The organism is Dyadobacter sp. AC419, from assembly GCF_979253085.1.
Window position 1 is genome coordinate 258,188 of the sequence record NZ_CEEDCD010000003.1, and the last position, 21,526, is coordinate 279,713.

Below are 21,526 nucleotides of genomic sequence, written 5' to 3' on the forward strand. Positions count from 1 at the left end.
ATAAAGCGATCAGGTTTCAGGAAAAGAAACTTCCGTTGGCTTAAGCCAACGGAAAATGGGGGGCGGGCGTGGCGGGACGGGGCGGGCCTATTTATTAAATGCCGCCTTTCCGGTATCCAAAAACGCTGCAAAATTCGCAGGATTCAAATCGTAATTTTTTGGCTTCACGAGCAGGTTGCCATCATGATCGACCAGACAATAATGCGGCTGTGCGTTGTTGTTGTATTTCACAATTTGCAAATCTGCATTCGGCGCCAATCGTTTTTTTTTACTTTGTTGTCGTATTTGGAAGTGTACCAACTCGATTCGGGCAATTCCGTTTTGTCGTCTACATAAAGCGCCACGATCACATAATCATCTCTAAGCCGTTGCTGCACAGCCGGATCAACCCAGACTCTGGCTTCCATTTCACGGCAATTTACACAGCCGTGGCCGGTGAAGTCGATGAAAACAGGCTTGTTGACTTTTTTGGCGTAGGCTAATGCGTCTTTGTAATCGAAGAAACCTTCCAGTTCGTGAGGCAAGTGGAAAAGGTCAGCGTATTTGCGGGTTTCGCCGGGGGCAATGTTGCTTGTTACTCCCGCGGTTCTTTTGTTTAAATCAAAATCAATAGTCGATTGTGGTGGCAGGTAACCGGCCAATGCTTTTAAAGGCGCGCCCACATGCCGGGAATCATATAGACTACGAATGTGAATGTAATGATGGATAAAAGCAATCTGGGCATGCTCACTTTTTCAAGCGGAGAATCGTGCGGTGTTCTGATTTTGCCTAAAGATAAAACCCTAGCAAGCCGAAAATGACGATCCAGAATGCGAGATAGATTTCGCGGTCCAGCAAGCGCCAGTGGTAAACCTGATCGGCAATGCTGAGAAATTTCAATGCTAATGCCAGTTCCAGAAAGCCTAAAACGACTTTTACCGTATTCAGCCAGCCACCTGATTTGGGCAAAGATTTCAGCCATTGCGGAAAAAGGGCAAATAATGTAAACGGAATGGCAAATGCGGCCGAAAACGACGCCATACCAATGATGGGCTTCACAACTTCACCACCCGCTGAGGCCACGAGCAAACTTCCTACAATAGGCCCGGTGCAAGAAAATGAAACGAGCACCAATGTAAATGCCATAAAGAAAACCCCCGCATAACCGCCCTGGTCGGCTTTTTGATCCATTTTATTGACAAAACCACTCGGCAGAACGATCTCAAAAAGCCCTAAAAATGACAATCCGAAAACGAAGAAAATGGCGAAGAAAAGCAGATTAGGAATCCAGTGCGTGCTGAGGAAGTTGGCAAATGCAGGGCCATTTAACCTCGAAAACTACGGTTCCTATTAATGTATAGATTAAAACAATGGAAATGCCGTATATCAATGCTTTCAGCTTTCCTTTTTCCTGATTGGTAAAATAACTCACCGTCATCGGGATGATCGGGAAAACGCAGGGCGTGAGCAAGGCAACCAAGCCGGACAAAAATGCGGCTAATGCGAAGCCCCAGAGCGATTTATCGGCCGAGTCGTCTTCTGAGCTTAATGTTTGTGATAATGTTGCAGCGGCTTCTGCCTTGGCAGCTGTGTCTCCGTCGCCTGCATTAATGGTAAAAGAAGTGTCGGCTAATTTGTCGGTTGGCGTGGCTGTAACCGCTGAGGATGAGCCTGTTGCAGATTCTGTTTTGCCAACTGTTGGTTGCGTGTCATTGGTTGCCGCGCCAGCAACGACTTTCAGGCCCTTGAATTCGAAATCATCATTGCCAGGAATGCAAAGCCCGGTTACGTGGCTGCAAGTCTGATATTCGGAGCTTCCTTTGATGACCGGATTGTCCGCAAGTATTTTTATAGTTTGTTTGAAAACACCTTTCCCTTCAAAATAACGAACTTTTCCCACCGAAACCTCCTCAAATTTTTCTTTTGGATTTTGCGGTTTCAGTTTGCCTACAACTTCAAATGTATTGTTTTTTTCAAAATTGAATGTAGTTAACATTGGCCCCAGATCCGGGTCAAAATCACTGGAATAAATGTACCAGTCTTTGTCAACAATGGCCGTGAAAAGCAGATCGACCGTCTCACCTTTTTTTACTTCCGGTTTGGAAAATGTGTAAGTCCAATGTGCTTTGGCTTTCTGTAATTGAGCAAAAACGGCTTGCGTAAAAAATAGACAAAAGAACAAGGGAAATGAGAAGGCGGCGTTTCATGATTTTTTTAATTCTGCTTTGCTTAGTCAACGTAATTTTGCCAAAAAAATTCATCTAATAAAATTCCGCTTCCAGCGCGGTTTGTTTCTGCTAACTTTGCCGGCTCAAATTCAGCGTAAAAAACCCACTACAATGTTTCAGACCCTTTATGTTGTAAAAATCGGCGGAAATGTAATCGATAACCCCGAAGCCTGCGCCCGTTTTCTAAGTGATTTTGCTAAACTCGATGCGCCCAAAATCCTCGTTCACGGCGGCGGAAAAGTGGCCACGCAAATCGCAGCAAAATTGCAGATCGAAACGCAAATGGTGGAAGGCCGCAGGATTACGGATAAGGCGATGCTGGACGTTGTGACGATGGTTTACGGCGGATTGGTCAACAAAAATCTAGTTGCGCAGTTGCAAGCATTGAACTGCAACGCCATAGGCCTCACCGGCGCTGACGGCGGCATCATACGTTCGGTCAAAAGACCAGTGAAAACCATCGATTACGGTTTTGTAGGAGACATTGAAGCAGTAAATGCCAAGCAAGTAAACGCATTACTCGGCAGCGATCTTATCCCTGTCATCGCTCCTTTAACTTATAGCGCCGAAGGCTTGTTACTCAACACCAACGCCGACACGATGGCCTCCGCCACAGCCGTCGCCATGGCAGAAATGTTCGCGGTAAACCTCATTCATTGTTTCGAGAAAAAAGGCGTCCTATCTGATCCTGACGACGACAATGCAGTCATTTCACAACTCAATCCCGCTTCCTATGCCGACTACAAATCATCCGGCGTCATCAACAAAGGCATGATCCCAAAGCTCGAAAGCGCATTTGAAGCATTAGAAGCAGGCGTTAAGCAAGTTACCATTTGCCATGCAGATGATTTGCTGGCAGCAGCGCAGTCGGCGGCTGGGACGGTGATTGCCCTTTAATAGTAAATTATAAAATACTAATTTGTAAATTTAGGAATTGAATTCCTAAATTTACAAATGATTCAGAGAGAACTAGTTTCGAGGTCGCTTGAGATGTTGGATAAATATCCAATAGTAACGATTACTGGGCCCAGACAGTCGGGAAAGACCACATTAGCAAAGATGGTCCAGCCGGATTATCAGTATGTCAATCTGGAAAATCTGAGTTTGCGAGCATTTGCTACGGAAGATCCTGTCGGATTCTTGGACACATATCAAGACGGCGTCATCATAGACGAAGCGCAATATGTTCCTGAACTTTTCTCTTATCTGCAAGTCTTCACCGATGAACGGAATCGGAAGGGCGAGTATATATTGACCGGATCTCAAAACTTTTTAATGATGGAGCAGATTACGCAGTCTCTCGCGGGTCGGGTTGCCATTTTTTATTTGCTTCCATTTTCTCTTAACGAACTGAGTAATACACCATATCTGCCCAAAAGCTGGGAACAATACATTTTATCGGGCTCCTATCCACGCAAGCTCGTGGATAATATTGACGCACCTACATTCTATGATAATTATCTCCGCACTTATATAGAACGCGATGTAAGGCAAGTCAAAAACATCCTTGATCTTGGCCTTTTTCAACGCTTCATCAAGCTTCTTGCCGGTAGGATCGGACAGCTATTTAATCAGCAAAGCCTAGGCGTTGAGCTGGGATTGACAATAAGACGGTTAATGCGTGGTTGTCGGTTTTGGAAACATCTTTTATCGCTTTTCGCCTTCAACCTTATTATCAGAATTTCAGCAAACGCATTGTGAGCACGCCCAAAGTTTATTTTCATGATGTTGGGTTAGCGGCCCACTTACTTGGAATAAGCAATTTGGAACAATTGAGGTTCCATTTTGCTAAGGGTTCATTATACGAAAACTTAGTAATTAACGAGCTCCAAAAGAATGTGCTTAACCAGGGAAAGCAGCCTCAATTTTATTTCTGGAGAGATTACAGTCAAAATGAAGTTGATCTGCTCATTCAGGACGGCATTAATTTAAAAGCGGTTGAGATAAAATCAGGAAAGACGATCCAAAACGACTTTTTTAATGGTCTGAATCATTTTAAGAAAATTGCAGGAGAAGCTAGTCTCAACTTAGTTTATGGTGGGAACGAATTTCAAAAAAGGACCGGTTTAACGATTTACTCTATTAATGATTTGGAAAAGCTATAAGTTGTAGAACCCTTTATTAAATTATTTTAAAATCAAGTTTCTATTATTAAATTGCGTGGCGTAAACCCACTCATTACCATGTTGTTCCGAAAAGGCCTGTTTTTTGTGCTTTTGTTGTTGTGTGAATTGTGTGCAGGCCAGGTTCCGGAGTTTTATAAGGATGTCCAGCCCATCATTCATGCCAATTGTGTGCCTTGCCACCGGACGGGCGAGGCGGCTCCATTTCCCCTGATCACTTTTGAGGATGTTACCAAGCGATCCAAGTTTATCAAACAGGTCGTAAGTTCGCGTTACATGCCGCCGTGGAAGGCAGATAACCATTTCAATTCTTTCGCCAATGACCGCTCACTGAGCGATAAGGACATTAAAACCATCGTCGGCTGGATCGATGGCGGCACACCAAAAGGCAAGCAAAACCTGAAAGCAGAGCAGGAATTACAGGCCAGGGTGAATGCGGGAACAGCTTATAAACGCAAGCCCGACCTGTCGCTGCGGATTAAGGATGCATTTGTTGTCAAAGGCGACGCTGCGGAACGTTTTGTAATGTTTAAAATCCCATTTGAACTTGCGCAAGAGGCAAATGTGGAAGCCATTGAATTTACTTCCAACAATAAAAAACTCATTCACCACGCCAATTTTGCGATACATCCGGTGAATGATCCTGCGATTGATTTGAATAACACGGTTGATTTTGTGGATCTGAGCGGGCCTTCGGGCGATAAATATTATGAGTGGGTCAAATACAAAAAAGAAATGACTTATTATGGCGGCTGGATTCCCGGAACCACCGTTGAAACTTACCCGGAAGACATGGGCTGGGTGATGCCAAAACGTGGCGTCGTGCTCGTAACTGTGCATTTCGGGCCTTCTTCCATTGACGCCGAAAGCATTGATGGTGTCAATATTTTCTTCAAAAACACGCCGATCAAACGGAAGGTGAAGGTTATTAGCTTAGGTTCCGGCGGGATTGGGGAGAAAGACATTAGTCCGCCATTTATGATTTTCGCGGATGAAGTGAAAACTTTCCGCCTGCGCATTGCGAATAATCAGCCGGATGTTTCGCTGCTTTACGCCTGGCCGCATATGCATTATCTGGGTAAAGAATTTAAAGCTTACGCGACCACTGCTGCGGGCGACACGATCAAGCTTGTGCATGTGCCTGCGTGGGACTTCCGGTGGCAGGAAATTTATAAATATAAAAAGCCTTTATTGTTGCCAAAAGGTGCCATTGTGCACGTGGAAGGCACTTATGACAACACGGCCGCCAATCCGCAAACCCGCATAGTCCGCCAGAACTGGTGATGTCGACGGGAAATATGCGGAGCGACCAGGAAATGATGACTTTGATTTTAATGTATGTGGAGCGCGAGGCCGGGGATGAAATCTGGTATTCAAATGGAATTGACATTCATGGGTAAACATTGATGCATGCGTAAACTGTACGTTGCTCTCTGTTTTTAACCTTCCTTTTCGGCATCTCCAAGCCGGGTCAGTCTCAAAGCCTCTTCACATTATTGTCACCAAAAGACACAAAAGTTAATTTCATCAACAAGATCGAAGAAAATGATTCACTGCACATTTTCCGCTACGAATATCTTTACAACGGCAACGGCATCGGGATCGGCGATTTCAATAATGATGGCGCCCCGGACCTTTTCATTTCCGGAAATACGGTTGCTAATAAGTTGTATATCAACAAATCTGCTGCTGGCAAAATTGTTTTTGAAGACATTAGCAAAAAAGCAAAAATAGAAGGCAACGGCACTTGGTCAACCGGCGTGAGCGTCGCGGATGTGAACGGCGATGGGCTGCTGGATATTTACGTTTGTCATTCTGGCTTTTTCCGCAAGCTTTCCGACCGCAACAATGAGCTTTTTATTAATCAGGGGATCAAAAACGGCGTTCCTGTTTTTAAGGAAATGGCCGTTGAGAGTGGTTTAAATGCGATTGGCTCGCAATCTACGCAGGCTGCTTTTTTTGATTATGACAAAGATGGCGATCTGGATATGTTCCTTTTAAACCATTCCAATCACACGGTTAATCCGCTTCTAAACACTCGTGAAATGCGCGCGACGCCTAATCCTTATTATGGAAACCGGCTTTTTGAGAACATTAGTGAAGGCGGAAAGCTGAAATTCAAGGACGTTACAAAAGCTGCCGGCATCATCAACAATGCACTGAATTTCGGTCTGAGTGTGATTGTGGCTGACATGAATCAGGACGGCTGGCCGGATTTGTACACGACGAGTGACTACACTGAAGTGGATTGCTATTATGTCAACAACAAAAACGGCACATTCACCGAATCGCTGAAAAAATCATTTACCCACGTTTCCAAATTCTCGATGGGCGCGGATGTGAGCGATTTCAATAACGACGGAAAACCCGACGTGCTTACGCTGGACATGCTTCCGGAAGACAATCACAGACAAAAATTGCTCAAAGGTCCCGACGTTTACGATCAATATCATCTGCTGCTCGATAGCGGTTATTATCATCAGAATATGCGCAATATGCTGCATCTGAACCGCGGAACGGATGCGCAGGGCAATGTGAAATTCAGTGAGATCGGGCAAATGGCTGGCGTTGCGAACACGGACTGGAGCTGGGCCGGACTAATGGCCGATCTGGACAATGATGGCTGGAAGGATCTGCTGATTACGAATGGTTATCTGCGCGATTTTACCAATATGGATTTCCTCAAATACACCGTCGCCGACGAGCAAATGAAGGAAGTGTCCAAAGGAAATCTCAATTTCAAGACTTACGGCCTGGTGCAGAAAATGCCTTCCAACAAGCTGCGAAATTATTTATATCGCAACAATACGAATGCTTCTCAGAAGTACGTTTTCGAGGATGTTTCCAAAAGGTGGGGCTTCAATGAAGACGCAGTTTCGAACGCGGCGGCTTATGCGGATTTTGACAGTGACGGTGATTTGGACCTGGTGATTTCCAACGTAAATGAACCTGCTTCCGTTTACCAAAATAACAGCGACCAGCCGGGAATAACGCTCAAATTAAGCGGGTCTGGCAAAAATACGCTGGCTTTTGGCAGTAAGGTTTGGGTTTATGCCAATGGGTTCACGCAGTATGCCGAGCTTTATCCGGTGCGCGGATATCAGGCCACGGTGACGTCGGATCTGCATTTCGGTTTGGGTAAAAATCCGAAAGTGGACTCGCTGAAAGTCGTTTGGCCTTCGGGAAAGGTTACAATGCTCGTTAATCCAGTTGAAAAGGTGCTGCGTTTGAAGGAATCGGAGGGTAAGGATTTGGCGAAGAAGGAGGTTGTGGCAGTGAAAACAATGTTGGAAAAAGCTAGTGCTCAAGCAATAGGGATTGATTTTATTCATCATGAAAATGAATTTGTCGATTTCAAAGTCGAGGTGCTTTTGCCTTATCAGTTGTCCAAGCTCGGGCCGGCGCTTGCGAAGGCGGATGTGAATGGGGATGGTTTGGAGGATCTGTTTTTTGGTGGCGCTTCCAATCAGTTTGGTGTGCTTTATTTGCAAAAACCTGATGGAATGTTTGAAGGCGCAACAGCCCCGCCCTGGCGGCAGAATGTGGCTTGCGAGGAAGTGAATGCAGGTATTTTTCGATGCGGATAAGGATGGCGATCAGGATCTTTACATTGTCAGCGGCGGAAATGAGTTTGAAGATCAGGCACCGGAGTATCGCGATCATTTATATATTAATGATGGGAAAGGCAACTTTCACGAGGATGTTTTGGCATTGCCTTCCATGAAAAACCCAAAGCAATGTGCAGCAGTTGCAGATATCGACGGTGACGGCGATCTGGACCTTTTTGTAGGCGGCAGGGCCGTTCCGGGATCATTTCCTATGGCTGCCAGGAGTTATATTTTGAGAAATGACAGCCAAGGAAGCAATGTTAAATTCACAGATGTGACAGCCGACTGGTCTAAGGATTTGCTGAATCCGGGAATGGTCACAGGTGCTGTGTTTGAGGATATGGACGAGGATAAAAAACCGGATTTAATGCTGATAGGCGATTGGATGGCCATTAAAGTGTTCAAAAACAGTGGAAATGAATTCGCAGAACAGTCGCCTGCCGAGCTAAAAGACACGGACGGAATGTGGGCTGCAATGTTGCCCGTGGACATGGATAATGATGGCGATCTGGATTTTGTCCTCGGAAATGGCGGTTTGAATAATCAATACAAAGCGTCTGCCGAGAAGCCAGTGACAATCTTTTACGATGATTTTGACAAAAACGGCGTCGTGGATCCGGTTTCCACATATTATATAGGTGACAAAAGTTATCCCATGTTTTCACGCGACGAAATGCTGGACCAAATGCCTGCATTGAAAAGGAAATACACCAATTACGCCCTTTACGCGGATGCAACCATGACCGATATATTCGGCCAAAGAAGCGGTGGATAAAAGCAAAAAGGTTTATTGCAAGCAATTGGCGAGCATTATCCTCGAAAACAAAGGCAACTTTAAATTTCAAATTCATGAACTGCCTGAGGAAGCACAGATTTCAAGAGTTAGCACGATCATTCCTGTAAAATTGGACTCTGACAGCAAAACGGATTTGCTCCTAGCAGGCAATTTCTCGTCCTATCGCGTTCAGCTTGGGCCTTGCGATGCTTCTGTGGGTGTTACATTGCGGCAAATTACACCATTCAAGTTTGAAAGCGTCGATCCAATGCAAACAGGATTCTGGGCTGGCGGGGAGATCAGAACCGGAGTTCAATTCAAAGATCTGCGTATAGTGCTGGGCGTTAACAATGGCGAGCCAGTCATATTTCAACAAAACGAGCAAAAATGAACGGGAGATTTATATTCAATATGCTCCTGATATGCCTGCTTGCAAATTTTGCAGGCGCACTTGCTTCCATTGCCGGTCCGTCCCCCAAGCTTTTACACAGGGCGGAGAAAAACCTGACGCGCGCAATTGTTCATGATATTTTTTCACCGCCTGTGGCCAGCAGGATCTATTTATATGCCAATGTTGCAGCTTATGAAACGCTCGCAATGGCGGATCAAAGTTATCGCAGCATGCACGGCCAGATTAGCGGTTTTCCCAATGTAGCAGCTTTGAAACACAATGAAAAGATCAACTACGAGCTTGCGGCAGTGTATGCTTTTTTCAAAACCGGTGGTAAGCTGGTGTTTTCAGAACATCTGCTTCTGGATAGCATTAAAGTGATTCTCAGTGAGTTTCAGGAAAGGGACATATTGGTTTACAACAATTCAGTAAAGCTAGGGCAAGCAGTGAGCGACAGCATTTTAACCTGGTCTTTGACAGATAATTACGCGAAAACCAGAGCCAAGCGCCGTTACACTTACAGCAAGGAAAAGGGAAAGTGGACACCAACGCCGCCTGGCTTTATCGACGCCGTGGAACCTTATTGGTCACAGATCAGGCCGGTAAGCTTGGACTCTGCGGGACAATTCAAGCCCATTGCGCCGCCTGCTTATAATACAGACACAGCGAGCATTTTCATGAAAGAAGTTCGTGAGGTTTACCAGGTTACCAAAAAGTTAAGCAAAGAAGAAGTCTTTATCGCAAGTTTTTGGGACTGTAATCCGTTTTACCTCAATACACAAGGACATTTGAATTTTGCAACAAAAAAGCTTTCACCAGGCGGACATTGGATTTCCATTGCAGGCCAGGCAGCCGAAACTAAAAATATGAATTGGCAGGAGACGGCAGCCGCCTACGTGCTCACTTCCATGGCTTTATTCGATGGGTTTATAAGCTGTTGGGATGAAGAAATGCAGGAGTCAGTTTATCCGGCCCGAAACAGTTATTAATGCTTATATCGATGAAAAAATGGCGGCCCATGTTGCAAACGCCGCCCATTTCCCGGAATATACAAGCGGGCACAGTGCTCATTTCCACCGCAGCAGCCGTTGTGCTGACTGCAATATTGGGTGAGGATTTCGCGTTTTTAGACCGCACTGTGATGGATTACGGTCTCCCGGCCAGAAATTTCAAAAAATCATTCAAACAAGCTTGTGACGAAGCGGCGATTCAGCCGGTTGTATGGAGGAATGCATTACAGATCGTCTATTGTCAATGGTCAGCGGCAGGGTAAGCTGGTTGGACAGCATTTTCTGTCTGAAAAATAAAGGTCAAACGCTAATATAGCCAAACACTCTACTTACTTTGTATGCTTATTATTAATATTTTTTAATAAATGTTATGTTTTTGTTAATAATTATATTTATTTTGAACCATCAATACTCATGCTGTCTAATAATGCCCGAATCTATTTTCAGTAACGTCATTTTAGGTCACATCAGTAAAGACCCATTAAGCCACCTTTATTTAACTTACTAAGTTTACCATGAGACAAAAGTTTACAAACTTAACCCGTCTGGTAACCTTGCTTCTCCTGCTTATCGGGAGTTCATGGAGCATGGCCCAGGACAGAAGGTACCGTTAATGGAACGGTGCTAGACAAAGACCAAAATCCTTTACCAGGTGTTTCCTATCTTGTTAAAGGAACCAACACCGGTGGAGCGACTGACGCCAACGGAGCATTCAGCGTAAGTGTGCCTTCTGCCACTTCCGTGATTGTTTTTTCTTCAATTGGTTACATCAGTAAAGAAGTAACTGTTGGCAATGCGAGCCAACTTACAGTGAACCTGGACGAAGACAACAAAACGCTTAACGAAGTTGTGGTTACCGGTTTCGGTATGTCCACGGAAGCAAGAAAACTAGCTTATTCAGTTCAGTCCGTACAGGGAAATGACATTACCAGAACTGCCAACGCCAACATGGTGAACGCGCTTCAGGGTAAGGTTGCAGGGGTTATGATCAACCAGGGAACGGGTGGTCCAATGTCCTCTTCACGTATCCGTATCCGCGGTAACGCCTCTTTAAGCCCTAATACACAGCCACTTTTTGTTGTGGATGGTGTGCTTATCCGCCCTGGAACATCAGAGGAGCTGACTCGTGGGGAGCTGCGCAGGATTTTGGTAACATTATGAAAAACATCAACCCGGACAACATTGAGTCGATGACTGTGTTGAAAGGTTCTGCTGCAAGTTCGCTTTATGGTTCTGAGGCTTTGAACGGTGTTGTTGTTGTTCAAACTAAAAAAGGCCGTCAGGATAAAGGTTTGGGTGTTACTTACAACCATACTTCTACATTCGAAACAGCTTACCGATTCCTTGATCTGCAAAATGAATATGGTGCAGGTTTGAGCTCGACATTTGCAACCGGCGCTGATGGCGTTCCGGAAGTGGACCGTCCAAACTTCCCATTCTCTTATGGTCCTAAATTCGAAGGCCAGCAAGTGCGTGACCTGGATGGCCGCATGGTGGAATGGAAAGCGAATGATCCATTAAGCTTTTTCCAAACAGGAAAATACATTAACCACAACGTGGCTATTGAAGGCGGTAACGAACGCAGCTCATTCCGTGCTTCGTTCTCTACTTTGAAAAACACCTCGATCATGGTTGCGGGAACAGAGTTGAAGAGAAATAACTTCAACATTCGCGGAACACAGAAAATCGGTAAAATCCTGAATCTGGACGTAAGTGCAGATTATACGGACAACGACATGGTTAACCCGATCCGTCAAGGTGGTAACTACAACCCGGTTTTCCGTTTTGTATATAACCGTCCGCGCAGCATGGATATCGATTACTGGTCTAAAAACTACATTGATCCGGTTGCAGGTGGTCGTCGCAGAGGAACTGCTGATCCGTACAACATTACGGAATTTATGTTCCAGACATTTGAATACAGACAATTCCGTAATGAGAAAGTTTTCAGAGGAAACATTGACCTTACCGGAAACATTACAGACTGGTTGAGCTTCCTGGTTCGCGGTAACGTTCAGAATGAGTTGTACACAGGTAACAACCAGAACAGAGGGGATAACGTGAACTTCTCAGGCGGTGAATTCCGTGAATATTCTGAAAACAAATCACAAACTCGTTTCCAGGGTTTGGTGACAGCTACAAAGCAAATTGGTGAGAACTTCAATTTCAGCCTTTCTGCCGGTGGTGAAACGAACCGTTTGATCGGTGGTCGCAAGTTTGATATGAGAACAGACGGTGGACTTCGTGTTCCTGATGTTTATTCACTTTCAAACAGCATTAATGTGCTTCGCGTTGAAAGCAATGCGCTTACGCCGTCAAAAAGAATCGATGCACTTTATGCATATGGTGATTTGACTTACAAAGAGGCGTTAACATTGAGCGCTAGCTTTCGTACGGACTGGTCGTCAACATTGACTTATGCAAACGGAAGCGGTGATTACATTTATTCTTACCCATCTGTTGGTCTTTCATGGATTGCGACTGAATCACTTAAAAATCTTCCATCATGGCTGTCATTTGGTAAGTTAAGAGCCAGCCTTGGTTATACAGGTGGTGATACAGATGCTTGGTCTACAAACCAGACAGGCGTTTATGAGCCAAAAGGAACATACACGCAGCCGGACGGAAGTGTTGTTAACTGGTCTGGTTTCCGTGATAACATTCTTCCTAACTATGGTTTGAAAAACCGTTTGGCAAGAGAAGTTGAATTTGGTGCTGACATTCGTTTCTTCAACAACCGTTTGGGAATTGATGCAACAGTTTACAACAAGATCACCAAAAACGAGATTCTTAACCTGAGCACTACATCAGAGTCAGGCGTAAGCAGCCGAGTTGTTAATGCTGGTAGAATCCAGAATAAAGGGGTTGAGATCTTGTTGACTGCTACGCCGATCAAAAAGGCTGATTTCGAATGGAATACAAGCATCAACTTCTCCCGCAACCGCAACAAAGTTCTTGAACTGGTTGAAGGAACGAACACTTATGAGCTGAACCTTGGTTTTGGTGCAGATATCAAATCCGTTGCGAGAGTAGGAAAAGATTACGGAACGATCATCACAGGTTACGGATTTGCAACTTATGAGTCTAGGTGATGCAAGCAATCCTGCAAACGGACAAAAAGTAATCGGAACAATCTCTGGTGAGGGTGGAATCGGTTACGTGCGTAACGGTGCTTACGGATCGAAAGCAGACAAAGAGCTTGGATCAGTAATGGAGAAATTCCTTGCGAGCAATGTGAACAGCTTCCGTTACAAAAACTTCACAGCAACGGTTCAGGCTGATGCGAAGATCGGTGGCTTGATGTCTTCTGCTACGCACCAATATGGTTCGTCAACAGGTGCATTCAAATTTACACTTCCAGGAAGAGATCCTGAGCATGGCGGTGTTTCTTACACGGATGCAGAAGGAAATCAAAAAACAGACGGTATCATTCCACAAGGTGTTTTGGCTGACGGATTCCAGGTTGTTGTAGACGGTGCACCGAAAGATTTGGGTGGAATGTCATACGCAGATGCAGTTGCTGCTGGTTATGTGAAGCCAATTCCTGCTTACGCTTACTATTTGAACCTTACACAATGGTCATCGGGTATCCGCGAATATTCAACGTTTGAAAACTCATGGGTTTCACTTCGTGAAGTTTCGATCGGCTACAATGTTCCTGCATCATTGCTTGGAAAAGCGAAGATCCAGTCACTACGCGGTAAGTCTGGTAGGACGTAACCTGGGTTACCTGTATCGCACTGCTAAGGATGGTATCAACCCAGAAGGTTTGTACAGCAACAAAGCGGGTGAATTTATGGAGTATGGTGGTCTGCCTTTCTCACGTAACCTTGGAGTGTCAGTTAGTGTAGGATTGTAATCCTCAATTGTTACAGCCCATTCAAAAATAAAATTGTTATGAAATTTATAAAAGGAAAAATACTCTTACTTGCCACAGTAGGGTTCTTATATTCTTGCGAAAAAGAAGCGTTTGTGGACGTAAACAAAAACCCGGACGCATTAACGGAGATCCCGCCTCAAAACCAGTTTTTGCAGGCCACACAGCAGATTCATGGCCAGGATTTTGAAGCATTCTATGACCTTTACCGTCGTATTATGCCCTGGATGCAGTATAACACGCTGTTGAGTGGAAACCAAGGTTCATTTACTTTGAACTCGGATAACTTCGCAAACCGTTATGGACGGCTTTACAATGGTGTTGGTGACAGGCTTTATGATGTAGAGCAGCTTGTTTCCAAACTGGATGCAGCGGAGCAGCCGCGTTACGATCAGATGATTCAGATTTCAAGAATCCTGAGAGCATATTATGCATTTTATGTTTCTGATATTTACGGCGCTATTCCTTACACAGAGGCGTTCCAGGGACGTTATGGCGGAACATTGCAGCCTAAATACGATACGCAGCAGGAGCTTTTCGCGAAGCTGGATGGCGAGATCAAAGCAGCAGCAGCAGCATTGAAAGTGGCACCTTCAGCACCACAGTATTCGTTGGGCGCTTATGATCAATATTTCAAAGGCGATACGCAAAAATGGATCAAAGCTGCGAATGCATTGCGTTTAAGAATGGCATTACGCGTTCAGAAAGCAGATGCAGCAGCTGGAACAGCGATTATTTCTGACGTGCTTGCACAGCCTGCAACAGATTTGATGGCTAGCAACGCAGATGCTTGGATATTTATCGGTAATGCAACATTTACAGGTGATGCAGGCGGCGGAAACTGGAATACAGACGAGTTGAGAGCTCCAAAACCAATGGTTGACTTTATGTGGAACAAAAAAGATCCGCGTATCGATGCTTTCTTCACGCCTAACCAGTATTCACAAGCAAACATTAACTTGCTGATCGCTGACAAACAACTTCCAGCCGGAACAACTGAAGGCAGACGTTACGTAGGAAGCTTTACAAGCCCTGACGATTCCCGTCAGACCGTTAATGTTCAGCGTTATTACACTGCAAAGACAATTAAGTCAAACAATCAGACTGTTGATACATTGTCATTCATTCAGCCTCGCTTGTTTAACACAGGAAGATCAGATGCAGCAGGAAACGCAGGAACAGGTCAGTCTTACCTTCCGGTAATTACTTACGCTGAATATTGCTTTATGCGTGCTGAGATTGCGGCAAAAACAACTGGCGCAGCGACTGCTAAAACATGGTACGAAGCGGGTGTGAAAAGCTCTTTGGAATTTTACAACGAGATTGGTCAGAAATCACAGTTGACTAATTACACTCCAATGACAGCTGCTGAAATCACAACTTACATGGCTCAGCCTGATATCGCATTTGATGCTTCAAAAGCAATCGATCAGATCGCGAGCCAGAGTTATCTGAACTTCATGAAGCAGCCTCAGGAAGGTTGGGCACTTTACAAGCGGACGGGCTATCCTAACCCAACATCGGTTGTTCCATTGCCAAGACTAACTTACCTGAATGTTCCATTGACCATTCCACGTAGAGCCCCTATCTCATTGCCAACACAAACAGATCCTAACTTCGCTAATAAAAAAGCAGCTTACGACGCTATGGCAGCATTGCCAGGCTTCGGTGACCTGACTAGCGCGGCGGGCCGTGTATGGTGGGACAAGCCTTGATTTTATATTTTTAGATTTAGTTATAAGCAGAAAGAGGCGGGCCGCTTGGCCTGCCTCTTTTTTTGGATTTTCTAAAAGTCACAGCGCAATGTTGGTAACAAATGAACTATGGAAGCGAAATTCGAATCCCGGAGGGACGTTTTAATGATCCTTCGACAATCAATCCAGCTTCATATTGATCAAACATCCGATGGGCTGCGTTTTGCTTTGCATCATTGGATTTCCGTTTAATGTTGCTTCCAACGCGTTTCTCAGATAAAGTTCGGTTGCTTTCGGCCGGCTTTTTCCCAAAGCATAAAACCAATTGTCAATTGCTCCCTGATAAACCACCAGCCCATTTGAATTAACCAAAACAACTTCCGGCATTACGGTTGCTTTGTAACGGGTTGCTTTCCGCATTTCAGGATCGGGAAGCCGGGGAATGTTGCATTGTATTTTTTCAAAAAAGCCTTAATATCCTTTTCTGTAACCGTTTCCATCGGGAAGTAAGCTTCAAAACTTACACCTTTGGTGCCATAATCGGCGTAAATGCTTTTAATTTCCTTCATATAAGCATTGGTAACCGGACATTCGGGATCCAGGAACAGAATCACTTTTAATGTTCCGGCTGGCAAGATTTCAGGAACAGGTTTGCTTTCTGTATTTTCAACAAAAAACACATTTACAGCTAATAACAGCACAATGATCTTTCTCCACATAGCTTGACCTTTTATTAATCCTGCAATAATTTTTCCAAAGCCGCTGTCACCTTTTCATAACCAAATGCCGCAATTTCCTCCTGCATTCTCAACTGGATTTCGGCAGTTTGTAAGTTCCCAATGCTTCCTTCATGGGTGTGCTTCAATTCTCGCGGGGCAACATAACTTCCATCACCAATCTCCGCCCCTACTTGCCGATACGCATCGCGGAAGGGTACGCCATTGATCACAAGCTCATTCACCCGTTCCACGCTGAATAGCAGGTCATATTTAGCATCATCGAGCAGATTTTGCTTCACTTTCAGATTTTCCAGCATGAATGCCGCAATGTCCAGGCAATCCAGGATTTCATCAAAAGCGGGCATTAAAATCTCTTTCAAAAGCTGCATATCCCGATGGTAACCAGACGGAAGATTGCTCAAAACCATGGTCACTTCCATCGGCAATGCTTTCATCCGGTTTGTTTTGGAACGAAGCAATTCGGCCACGTCCGGGTTCTTTTTATGCGGCATAATGCTGCTTCCGGTTGTGAGGTCGTCGGGCAAAACGATGAAGCTAAAATTCTGGCTGTTGTAAAGGCAAACGTCCATTGCCAACCTCGAAACCGTTGCTGCCAAGGAAGAAATCGCGGTTAATGCAGCCTGTTCCGTGCGACCGCGGCTCATTTGCGCATACACAACATTATGGTGCATGCCTTCGAAACCCAGTAATGTGGTTGTTAATGTTCTGTTTAGTGGAAATGAAGATCCATAACCCGCGCCGGAACCCAGTGGGTTGCGGTTTGCCAGCCGGTAAGCAGCATTTAATTGGATTACGTCATCAATTAATCCTTCTGCATAAGCACCAAACCAGAGCCCGAATGATGACGGCATGGCAATTTGCAAATGTGTGTAACCCGGTAAAAGGTCATTTTTATGCTCTTCGGAGCGCTTTATGAGTACATTGAAAAGCTTTTCGGTGGCCTCAACAACTTCGAACAATCGTGCGCGCGTATATAATTTCATATCCACCAGCACCTGGTCGTTGCGCGAGCGGCCGCTATGGATTTTTTTTCCGGTGTCGCCGAGCTTGCGGGTCAATTGCAGTTCCACTTGTGAATGCACGTCTTCGACGCCTTCTTCAATGACAAATTCGCTGGCCTGGATCTGCGTATGAATGGCTTTGAGTTCCTGCTCCAATGCAGCAAGATCCTCGGTAGTAAGTAGCCCGATGGTTTCAAGCATTTTGGCATGCGCCAGATTTCCCAGCACATCATATTCCGCCAGGTTCAGATCCATTTCCCGGTCCCGCCCAACAGTGAATTTTTCTATTTTTTCAGAAGTAACCGTATTTTCCTTTTGCCAGAGTTTCAATGCACTTGTAAATTGAAGTAGAAGATGATATTGACATTACAAATTTACAAGCAAATGGGTATAAACCGTCATTTGAAAATGACGGGTATGCTTTCGATGTGACCGATGTTGCGGATCAACGTCTAATGGATATTTAATTTATTATTATTCATTATGAGTTGGACGAGAGTTTGGGTTCATTTGGTTTTCGCGACCAAGTATAGGCAACCGTTTTTAAATGATTCAACCAGGAAAAATGTCTTTGAGCACATGCGGAAAAATGCTTGGGAGAAAGATATTTTTCTGGATTCGGTGAATGGATATACAGATCATGCACATTGCCTGATTGCTTTGTCCAGAGAACAGACCATTAGTAAAGTTGCGCAGTTGATTAAAGGAGAGTCATCTTTTTTGGATAAATAAAAACAAATTAACGACGAGGAAATTTGTGTGGCAGGATGATTATTGAGCAGTCAGCGTAAGTGAGCGGCACGTTGAAAAAGTCAGAAATTATATTAAAAATCAGGAAGAGCACCACCGCAGAAAATCGTTCAAGCAAGAAAACGAAAAATTCATGAAAAAATACGGATGGGAGCCATCAAACCCGCAATCCCCCGCATCCCCCTCTAGCCGTTCACTTAAGTGAACGGAAATTGTTAAATTCGCGATTATTTTAAATTGATTCAAATGAAAAATACCGACCGTTATCTGCAACGCGGTGTCTCGGCTTCCAAAGAAGATGTGCATAAGGCCATTGAAAAGATAGATAAGGGGCTTTTTCCAAAGGCTTTTTGCAAAATCGTCCCTGATACGTTGGCTGGCGATCCCGAATATTGCACCATTATGCACGCTGACGGTGCGGGGACCAAAACCTCTCTTGCGTATTTGTATTGGAAAGAAACGGGCGATATTTCAGTGTGGAAAGGCATTGCGCAGGATGCGATCGTGATGAATACGGATGATCTTTTGTGCGTCGGAGCAACGGGCCCTATGCTTTATTCTTCAACCATTGACCGGAATAAAAACCGGATCCCGGGGGAAGTGATTGCGGAGGTGATCAATGGTGCGGAGGAGGTTCTGGAAATGTTGCGCAGCTATGGCGTCGAGATTTACAGCACCGGTGGTGAAACGGCTGACGTGGGCGATTTGGTTAGAACGGTGACGGTCAACAGCACGGTGATCGCGCGGATGAAACGCTCGGAAGTGGTTGATAATGCAAACATTGTAGCCGGTGACGTGATTGTAGGACTGGCATCGTGCGGACAAGCAACATACGAGGATGTTTACAATGGCGGAATGGGCAGCAATGGCCTTACTTCGGCCCGTCATGATGTTTTAGGAAAATATCTTGCAGCAAAATATCCGGAAAGCTTCGATTCCGAAGTGAATGAGGATTTGATTTATAGCGGAACAAAAAAATTAACGGATCCGGTTGAAGGAACGCCACTGAATGTGGGTCAGCTTGTGCTTTCACCTACAAGGACTTACGCACCAGTGGCCAAGGCATTGCTGGACGAAATGCGTTCTGAAATCCATGGCATGGTGCATTGCAGCGGCGGCGCAGCAGACTAAAATTCTACATTTTGTTGATAACCTTCACATTATCAAGGACAACCTGTTACCCGTTCCCCCATTATTTAAAATGATTCAGGAAGAAAGCGGAACCGATTGGCAGGAAATGTATAAAGTGTTCAATATGGGGCACAGGCTGGAAATTTACCTTCCTGAGCAGTTTGCACAAAGGGTTATTGACATCTCCAAGTCGTTTGGAATTGAAGCGCAGATTGTGGGCCGGGTGGAAGCTTCGGAAACCAAAAAACTCACGATTACGAGTGAATTTGGGGAATTTTATTACAGCTAGCATTTAAAGAGATACAAATAAGATGAGCCGCCTGATTTTTGATCGGGCGGCTCTTTCTTTTTGGCACCACTGCAAAAGCAGATGAAGGCATAGATATTGTAGTATTTATATAAAATTTTGTAGAACAAATACTAAAACTCGCTATACTATGAAACACTTCAACTTCAATCTTTTTTCAAAGATTTTGTCTTTTGCTATGCATGCTCTTTTGTGCAGGCCGGGCAATGTCGCAGGCACCGGATGTAGCCATCGATACGCAAAAGCCTTTCATAACCGGACTCACATCTGCCATACAGCTTGTGCATGCAGGCGATGGCTCCAATCGCATCTTTGTTGCCGAAAGAGGAGGCATCATCAAGGTTTTTGCACCTGGCGCACCGCTTACAGCCCTTACTTTTCTGGATTTGAATCAAAATGGTCAGGTTGTGCTTACGGGCAATGAGGACGGACTGCTTAGCATCGCTTTTCACCCGAATTTTAAAACGAACGGCTATTTTTACGCTTATTATACCAATTTGGTGGGTGATCTGGTTGTGGCCAGATACACTGCGCCAAATCCCGCAACCAATAGCCAGGTCAACCCTAACACAGGCTTTGAAGTCATCAAAATTCCTCACCCAATAAACACGAATCACAATGGGGGCGAAATGCATTTTGGCAAAGACGGCTTTTTATATCTGTCCATAGGCGATGGTGGCGGCGGAAATGATCCCAATCAAAATGCGAAGAATCCGAACGTGTTATTGGGTAAAATCCTGCGGATCGACGTCAATGTGCCCGACACAAATCTCGTCCGATATGCAATTCCGGCTGGCAATCCTTACAATAGTCCTGTTTATGCTTTGGGTCTAAGAAATCCTTTCAGATGGAGTTTTGATCGGCTCAATGGTGATATCTGGATCGGTGATGTGGGCCAGGGAGCCCGAGAAGAGGTTAATCACCGGACAGCTGCACAACTTGGCAATGCCAATTTCGGATGGCGTTGTTTCGAAGGTGACATTGCCACACCCGACGTTGACCGGACGGGCTGCTGATGCGGCCGGACCTTATGTAGATCCGACTTACGTTTATCCCATCGGAACGCGGGGCAGGTCCGTGATCGGTGGCGTGGTGTACCGCGGCACGAAGTCGCCGCTCTTATATGGCTGGTATATCGGCACTGATTATTTTTCCGGTGACATCCATAAAATCTCTGCCGATGAATCTGTTAAAACATATGAAACCTCCTCTTTAACAGGCGTTACAGATATCGGTGAAGATCAGGGTGGCGAGCTTTATGCGGTTACAGGAAGCACCGTTTACCGCATTATTTCAGATTCTCAATTGCCCGTAACGTTGGTCGATTTTTCAGGGACAACGGGAAATGAAGGCGTAAAACTTTCCTGGTCGACATCCAGCGAAGAAGATTTCCGGGAATTCGAAATCGAGCAAAGTTTGAATGCGATTCAATTTGAAAAAGTTGGCACCGTAAGCGGCGAAAATGCCAGTTCAGGCTCGCAATACACTTTTTCTCATGCAGTCGATTTAACCAGAGACCTTTATTACAGACTGAAAATGATTGACCAGGACGACAGCTTTGAATACTCAAAAATCATTGTCGTGAAGTCAGCAGATGCATTATCCGTAAACTTCGTAAGGCCTTCACTCATCAGCAACGGCACAATCGACATGGTAATCAGTGATTCCTTCAACAAAATGGAGCTTATCAGCACATCCGGAAAAGTCTTCATGTCGGAAGGAATTTCGGGCAAAAACGGCCCATTCAGCATCCCGATCCAGGGGACAGAAACGGGGATTTATATCGTCCGGTTGACCGGAAGGGATAAGGTAATGCAACAGAAGGTTTTGGTGGTGCGGTAAGGCAATATTTACCGGCAAAAAAGTGAACCCTACCTTTCATTCAACGAAATGCTAAGAGGTTAAGGCAAAT

Annotated in this window: 18 protein-coding genes and 3 pseudogenes; 17 read left to right on the forward strand and 4 right to left on the reverse strand. The window is 45.0% G+C overall.

Going from position 1 to position 21,526, the window contains the following annotated elements:
- Nucleotides 1-87: 87 nt before the first annotated feature.
- A pseudogene (locus AC0IYG_RS01635) lies at nt 88-2,161 on the reverse strand (protein-disulfide reductase DsbD family protein).
- Nucleotides 2,162-2,318: 157 nt separating this feature from the next.
- On the opposite strand from AC0IYG_RS01635, the gene argB reads away from it, so the two are divergent.
- The 13 genes from argB (at nt 2,319) to AC0IYG_RS01700 (ending at nt 15,706) form a co-directional block, all read left to right on the forward strand.
- Nucleotides 2,319-3,104, forward strand: coding sequence for an acetylglutamate kinase (argB, locus tag AC0IYG_RS01640; RefSeq protein ID WP_471709280.1), 786 nt, complete (start codon nt 2,319-2,321; stop codon nt 3,102-3,104).
- Between the two features lie 93 nt (nt 3,105-3,197).
- Nucleotides 3,198-3,908, forward strand: a complete 711-nt coding sequence (locus AC0IYG_RS01645) for an ATP-binding protein (protein WP_471709322.1) — start codon at nt 3,198-3,200, stop codon at nt 3,906-3,908.
- Nucleotides 3,842-4,312: an ATP-binding protein gene (locus tag AC0IYG_RS01650; protein ID WP_471709281.1), complete on the forward strand. Its 471-nt coding sequence runs from the start codon at nt 3,842-3,844 to the stop codon at nt 4,310-4,312. Before AC0IYG_RS01645 ends, AC0IYG_RS01650 begins: the two co-directional genes overlap by 67 nt.
- Before the next feature lie 78 nt (nt 4,313-4,390).
- Nucleotides 4,391-5,614 (forward strand): c-type cytochrome, encoded by a 1,224-nt coding sequence (locus AC0IYG_RS01655; RefSeq protein WP_471709282.1) that lies wholly within the window; start codon nt 4,391-4,393, stop codon nt 5,612-5,614.
- A 212-nt stretch (nt 5,615-5,826) separates the two neighbouring features.
- Nucleotides 5,827-7,917 carry a CRTAC1 family protein gene (locus AC0IYG_RS01660; protein ID WP_471709283.1) on the forward strand — a complete coding sequence of 697 codons (2,091 nt, stop codon included), beginning with the start codon at nt 5,827-5,829 and terminating at the stop codon, nt 7,915-7,917.
- Nucleotides 7,892-8,713 carry an FG-GAP repeat domain-containing protein gene (locus AC0IYG_RS01665; protein WP_471709284.1) on the forward strand — a complete coding sequence of 274 codons (822 nt, stop codon included), beginning with the start codon at nt 7,892-7,894 and terminating at the stop codon, nt 8,711-8,713. The genes AC0IYG_RS01660 and AC0IYG_RS01665 overlap by 26 nt, the downstream gene beginning before the upstream one ends.
- Nucleotides 8,706-9,104, forward strand: coding sequence for a hypothetical protein (locus AC0IYG_RS01670; protein ID WP_471709285.1), 399 nt, complete (start codon nt 8,706-8,708; stop codon nt 9,102-9,104). Before AC0IYG_RS01665 ends, AC0IYG_RS01670 begins: the two co-directional genes overlap by 8 nt.
- On the forward strand, nt 9,101-10,093 hold the full coding sequence (locus tag AC0IYG_RS01675) for a phosphatase PAP2 family protein (RefSeq protein ID WP_471709286.1): 993 nt from the start codon (nt 9,101-9,103) through the stop codon (nt 10,091-10,093). The genes AC0IYG_RS01670 and AC0IYG_RS01675 overlap by 4 nt, the downstream gene beginning before the upstream one ends.
- A gap of 11 nt (nt 10,094-10,104) precedes the next feature.
- A complete protein-coding gene (locus AC0IYG_RS01680) occupies nt 10,105-10,377 on the forward strand; it encodes a hypothetical protein (RefSeq protein ID WP_471709287.1) in 273 nt (90 codons plus the stop codon).
- A 358-nt stretch (nt 10,378-10,735) separates the two neighbouring features.
- Complete coding sequence (locus AC0IYG_RS01685; RefSeq protein ID WP_471709288.1) at nt 10,736-11,275, forward strand: carboxypeptidase-like regulatory domain-containing protein; 540 nt, start codon at nt 10,736-10,738, stop codon at nt 11,273-11,275.
- Nucleotides 11,272-13,206 (forward strand): SusC/RagA family TonB-linked outer membrane protein, encoded by a 1,935-nt coding sequence (locus AC0IYG_RS01690; RefSeq protein WP_471709289.1) that lies wholly within the window; start codon nt 11,272-11,274, stop codon nt 13,204-13,206. Before AC0IYG_RS01685 ends, AC0IYG_RS01690 begins: the two co-directional genes overlap by 4 nt.
- The gene (locus AC0IYG_RS01695; protein ID WP_471709290.1) at nt 13,193-13,834 is read left to right on the forward strand and encodes a hypothetical protein; all 642 of its coding nucleotides are present in this window, start codon (nt 13,193-13,195) and stop codon (nt 13,832-13,834) included. Before AC0IYG_RS01690 ends, AC0IYG_RS01695 begins: the two co-directional genes overlap by 14 nt.
- A gap of 177 nt (nt 13,835-14,011) precedes the next feature.
- The gene (locus AC0IYG_RS01700; protein ID WP_471709291.1) at nt 14,012-15,706 is read left to right on the forward strand and encodes a SusD/RagB family nutrient-binding outer membrane lipoprotein; all 1,695 of its coding nucleotides are present in this window, start codon (nt 14,012-14,014) and stop codon (nt 15,704-15,706) included.
- A gap of 159 nt (nt 15,707-15,865) precedes the next feature.
- Here the strand turns inward: AC0IYG_RS01700 and AC0IYG_RS01705 are convergent, their stop codons facing one another.
- From AC0IYG_RS01705 to argH, 3 genes are read right to left on the reverse strand one after another with little or no spacing between them, the layout of a single operon-like run.
- Nucleotides 15,866-16,105: a thioredoxin domain-containing protein gene (locus AC0IYG_RS01705; protein WP_471709292.1), complete on the reverse strand. Its 240-nt coding sequence runs from the start codon at nt 16,103-16,105 to the stop codon at nt 15,866-15,868.
- A complete protein-coding gene (locus AC0IYG_RS01710; protein ID WP_471709293.1) occupies nt 16,072-16,404 on the reverse strand; it encodes a hypothetical protein in 333 nt (110 codons plus the stop codon). The genes AC0IYG_RS01705 and AC0IYG_RS01710 overlap by 34 nt, the downstream gene beginning before the upstream one ends.
- A 14-nt stretch (nt 16,405-16,418) precedes the next feature.
- Complete coding sequence (gene argH / locus AC0IYG_RS01715) at nt 16,419-17,756, reverse strand: argininosuccinate lyase (RefSeq protein WP_471709294.1); 1,338 nt, start codon at nt 17,754-17,756, stop codon at nt 16,419-16,421.
- A gap of 153 nt (nt 17,757-17,909) precedes the next feature.
- Between argH and tnpA the strand changes: the two are divergent.
- From tnpA to AC0IYG_RS01735, 4 genes and pseudogenes are all read left to right on the forward strand, one after another.
- Nucleotides 17,910-18,381 (forward strand): annotated as a pseudogene (gene tnpA, locus AC0IYG_RS01720) (IS200/IS605 family transposase).
- A 41-nt stretch (nt 18,382-18,422) separates the two neighbouring features.
- Nucleotides 18,423-19,596: pseudogene (locus AC0IYG_RS01725) on the forward strand (AIR synthase related protein).
- A gap of 224 nt (nt 19,597-19,820) precedes the next feature.
- Nucleotides 19,821-20,630, forward strand: coding sequence for a PQQ-dependent sugar dehydrogenase (locus tag AC0IYG_RS01730; protein WP_471709295.1), 810 nt, complete (start codon nt 19,821-19,823; stop codon nt 20,628-20,630).
- Complete coding sequence (locus tag AC0IYG_RS01735) at nt 20,560-21,456, forward strand: T9SS type A sorting domain-containing protein (protein WP_471709296.1); 897 nt, start codon at nt 20,560-20,562, stop codon at nt 21,454-21,456. The genes AC0IYG_RS01730 and AC0IYG_RS01735 overlap by 71 nt, the downstream gene beginning before the upstream one ends.
- Nucleotides 21,457-21,526 lie beyond the last annotated feature (70 nt).

Excerpts from the sequence above, each read along its gene's own strand:
- AC0IYG_RS01695 (WP_471709290.1), top strand. The coding sequence starts at position 13,193 with ATGAGTCTAGGTGATGCAAGCAATCCTGCAAACGGACAAAAAGTAATC.
- AC0IYG_RS01735 (WP_471709296.1), top strand. The coding sequence starts at position 20,560 with ATGCCAATTTCGGATGGCGTTGTTTCGAAGGTGACATTGCCACACCCG.
- AC0IYG_RS01665 (WP_471709284.1), top strand. The coding sequence starts at position 7,892 with ATGCAGGTATTTTTCGATGCGGATAAGGATGGCGATCAGGATCTTTAC.
- AC0IYG_RS01645 (WP_471709322.1), top strand. The coding sequence starts at position 3,198 with ATGTTGGATAAATATCCAATAGTAACGATTACTGGGCCCAGACAGTCG.
- AC0IYG_RS01690 (WP_471709289.1), top strand. The coding sequence starts at position 11,272 with ATGAAAAACATCAACCCGGACAACATTGAGTCGATGACTGTGTTGAAA.
- AC0IYG_RS01680 (WP_471709287.1), top strand. The coding sequence starts at position 10,105 with ATGAAAAAATGGCGGCCCATGTTGCAAACGCCGCCCATTTCCCGGAAT.
- argB (WP_471709280.1), top strand. The coding sequence starts at position 2,319 with ATGTTTCAGACCCTTTATGTTGTAAAAATCGGCGGAAATGTAATCGAT.
- AC0IYG_RS01655 (WP_471709282.1), top strand. The coding sequence starts at position 4,391 with ATGTTGTTCCGAAAAGGCCTGTTTTTTGTGCTTTTGTTGTTGTGTGAA.
- AC0IYG_RS01730 (WP_471709295.1), top strand. The coding sequence starts at position 19,821 with ATGTCGCAGGCACCGGATGTAGCCATCGATACGCAAAAGCCTTTCATA.
- AC0IYG_RS01710 (WP_471709293.1), bottom strand. The coding sequence starts at position 16,404 with ATGTGGAGAAAGATCATTGTGCTGTTATTAGCTGTAAATGTGTTTTTT.
- AC0IYG_RS01705 (WP_471709292.1), bottom strand. The coding sequence starts at position 16,105 with ATGCGGAAAGCAACCCGTTACAAAGCAACCGTAATGCCGGAAGTTGTT.
- AC0IYG_RS01675 (WP_471709286.1), top strand. The coding sequence starts at position 9,101 with ATGAACGGGAGATTTATATTCAATATGCTCCTGATATGCCTGCTTGCA.
- AC0IYG_RS01700 (WP_471709291.1), top strand. The coding sequence starts at position 14,012 with ATGAAATTTATAAAAGGAAAAATACTCTTACTTGCCACAGTAGGGTTC.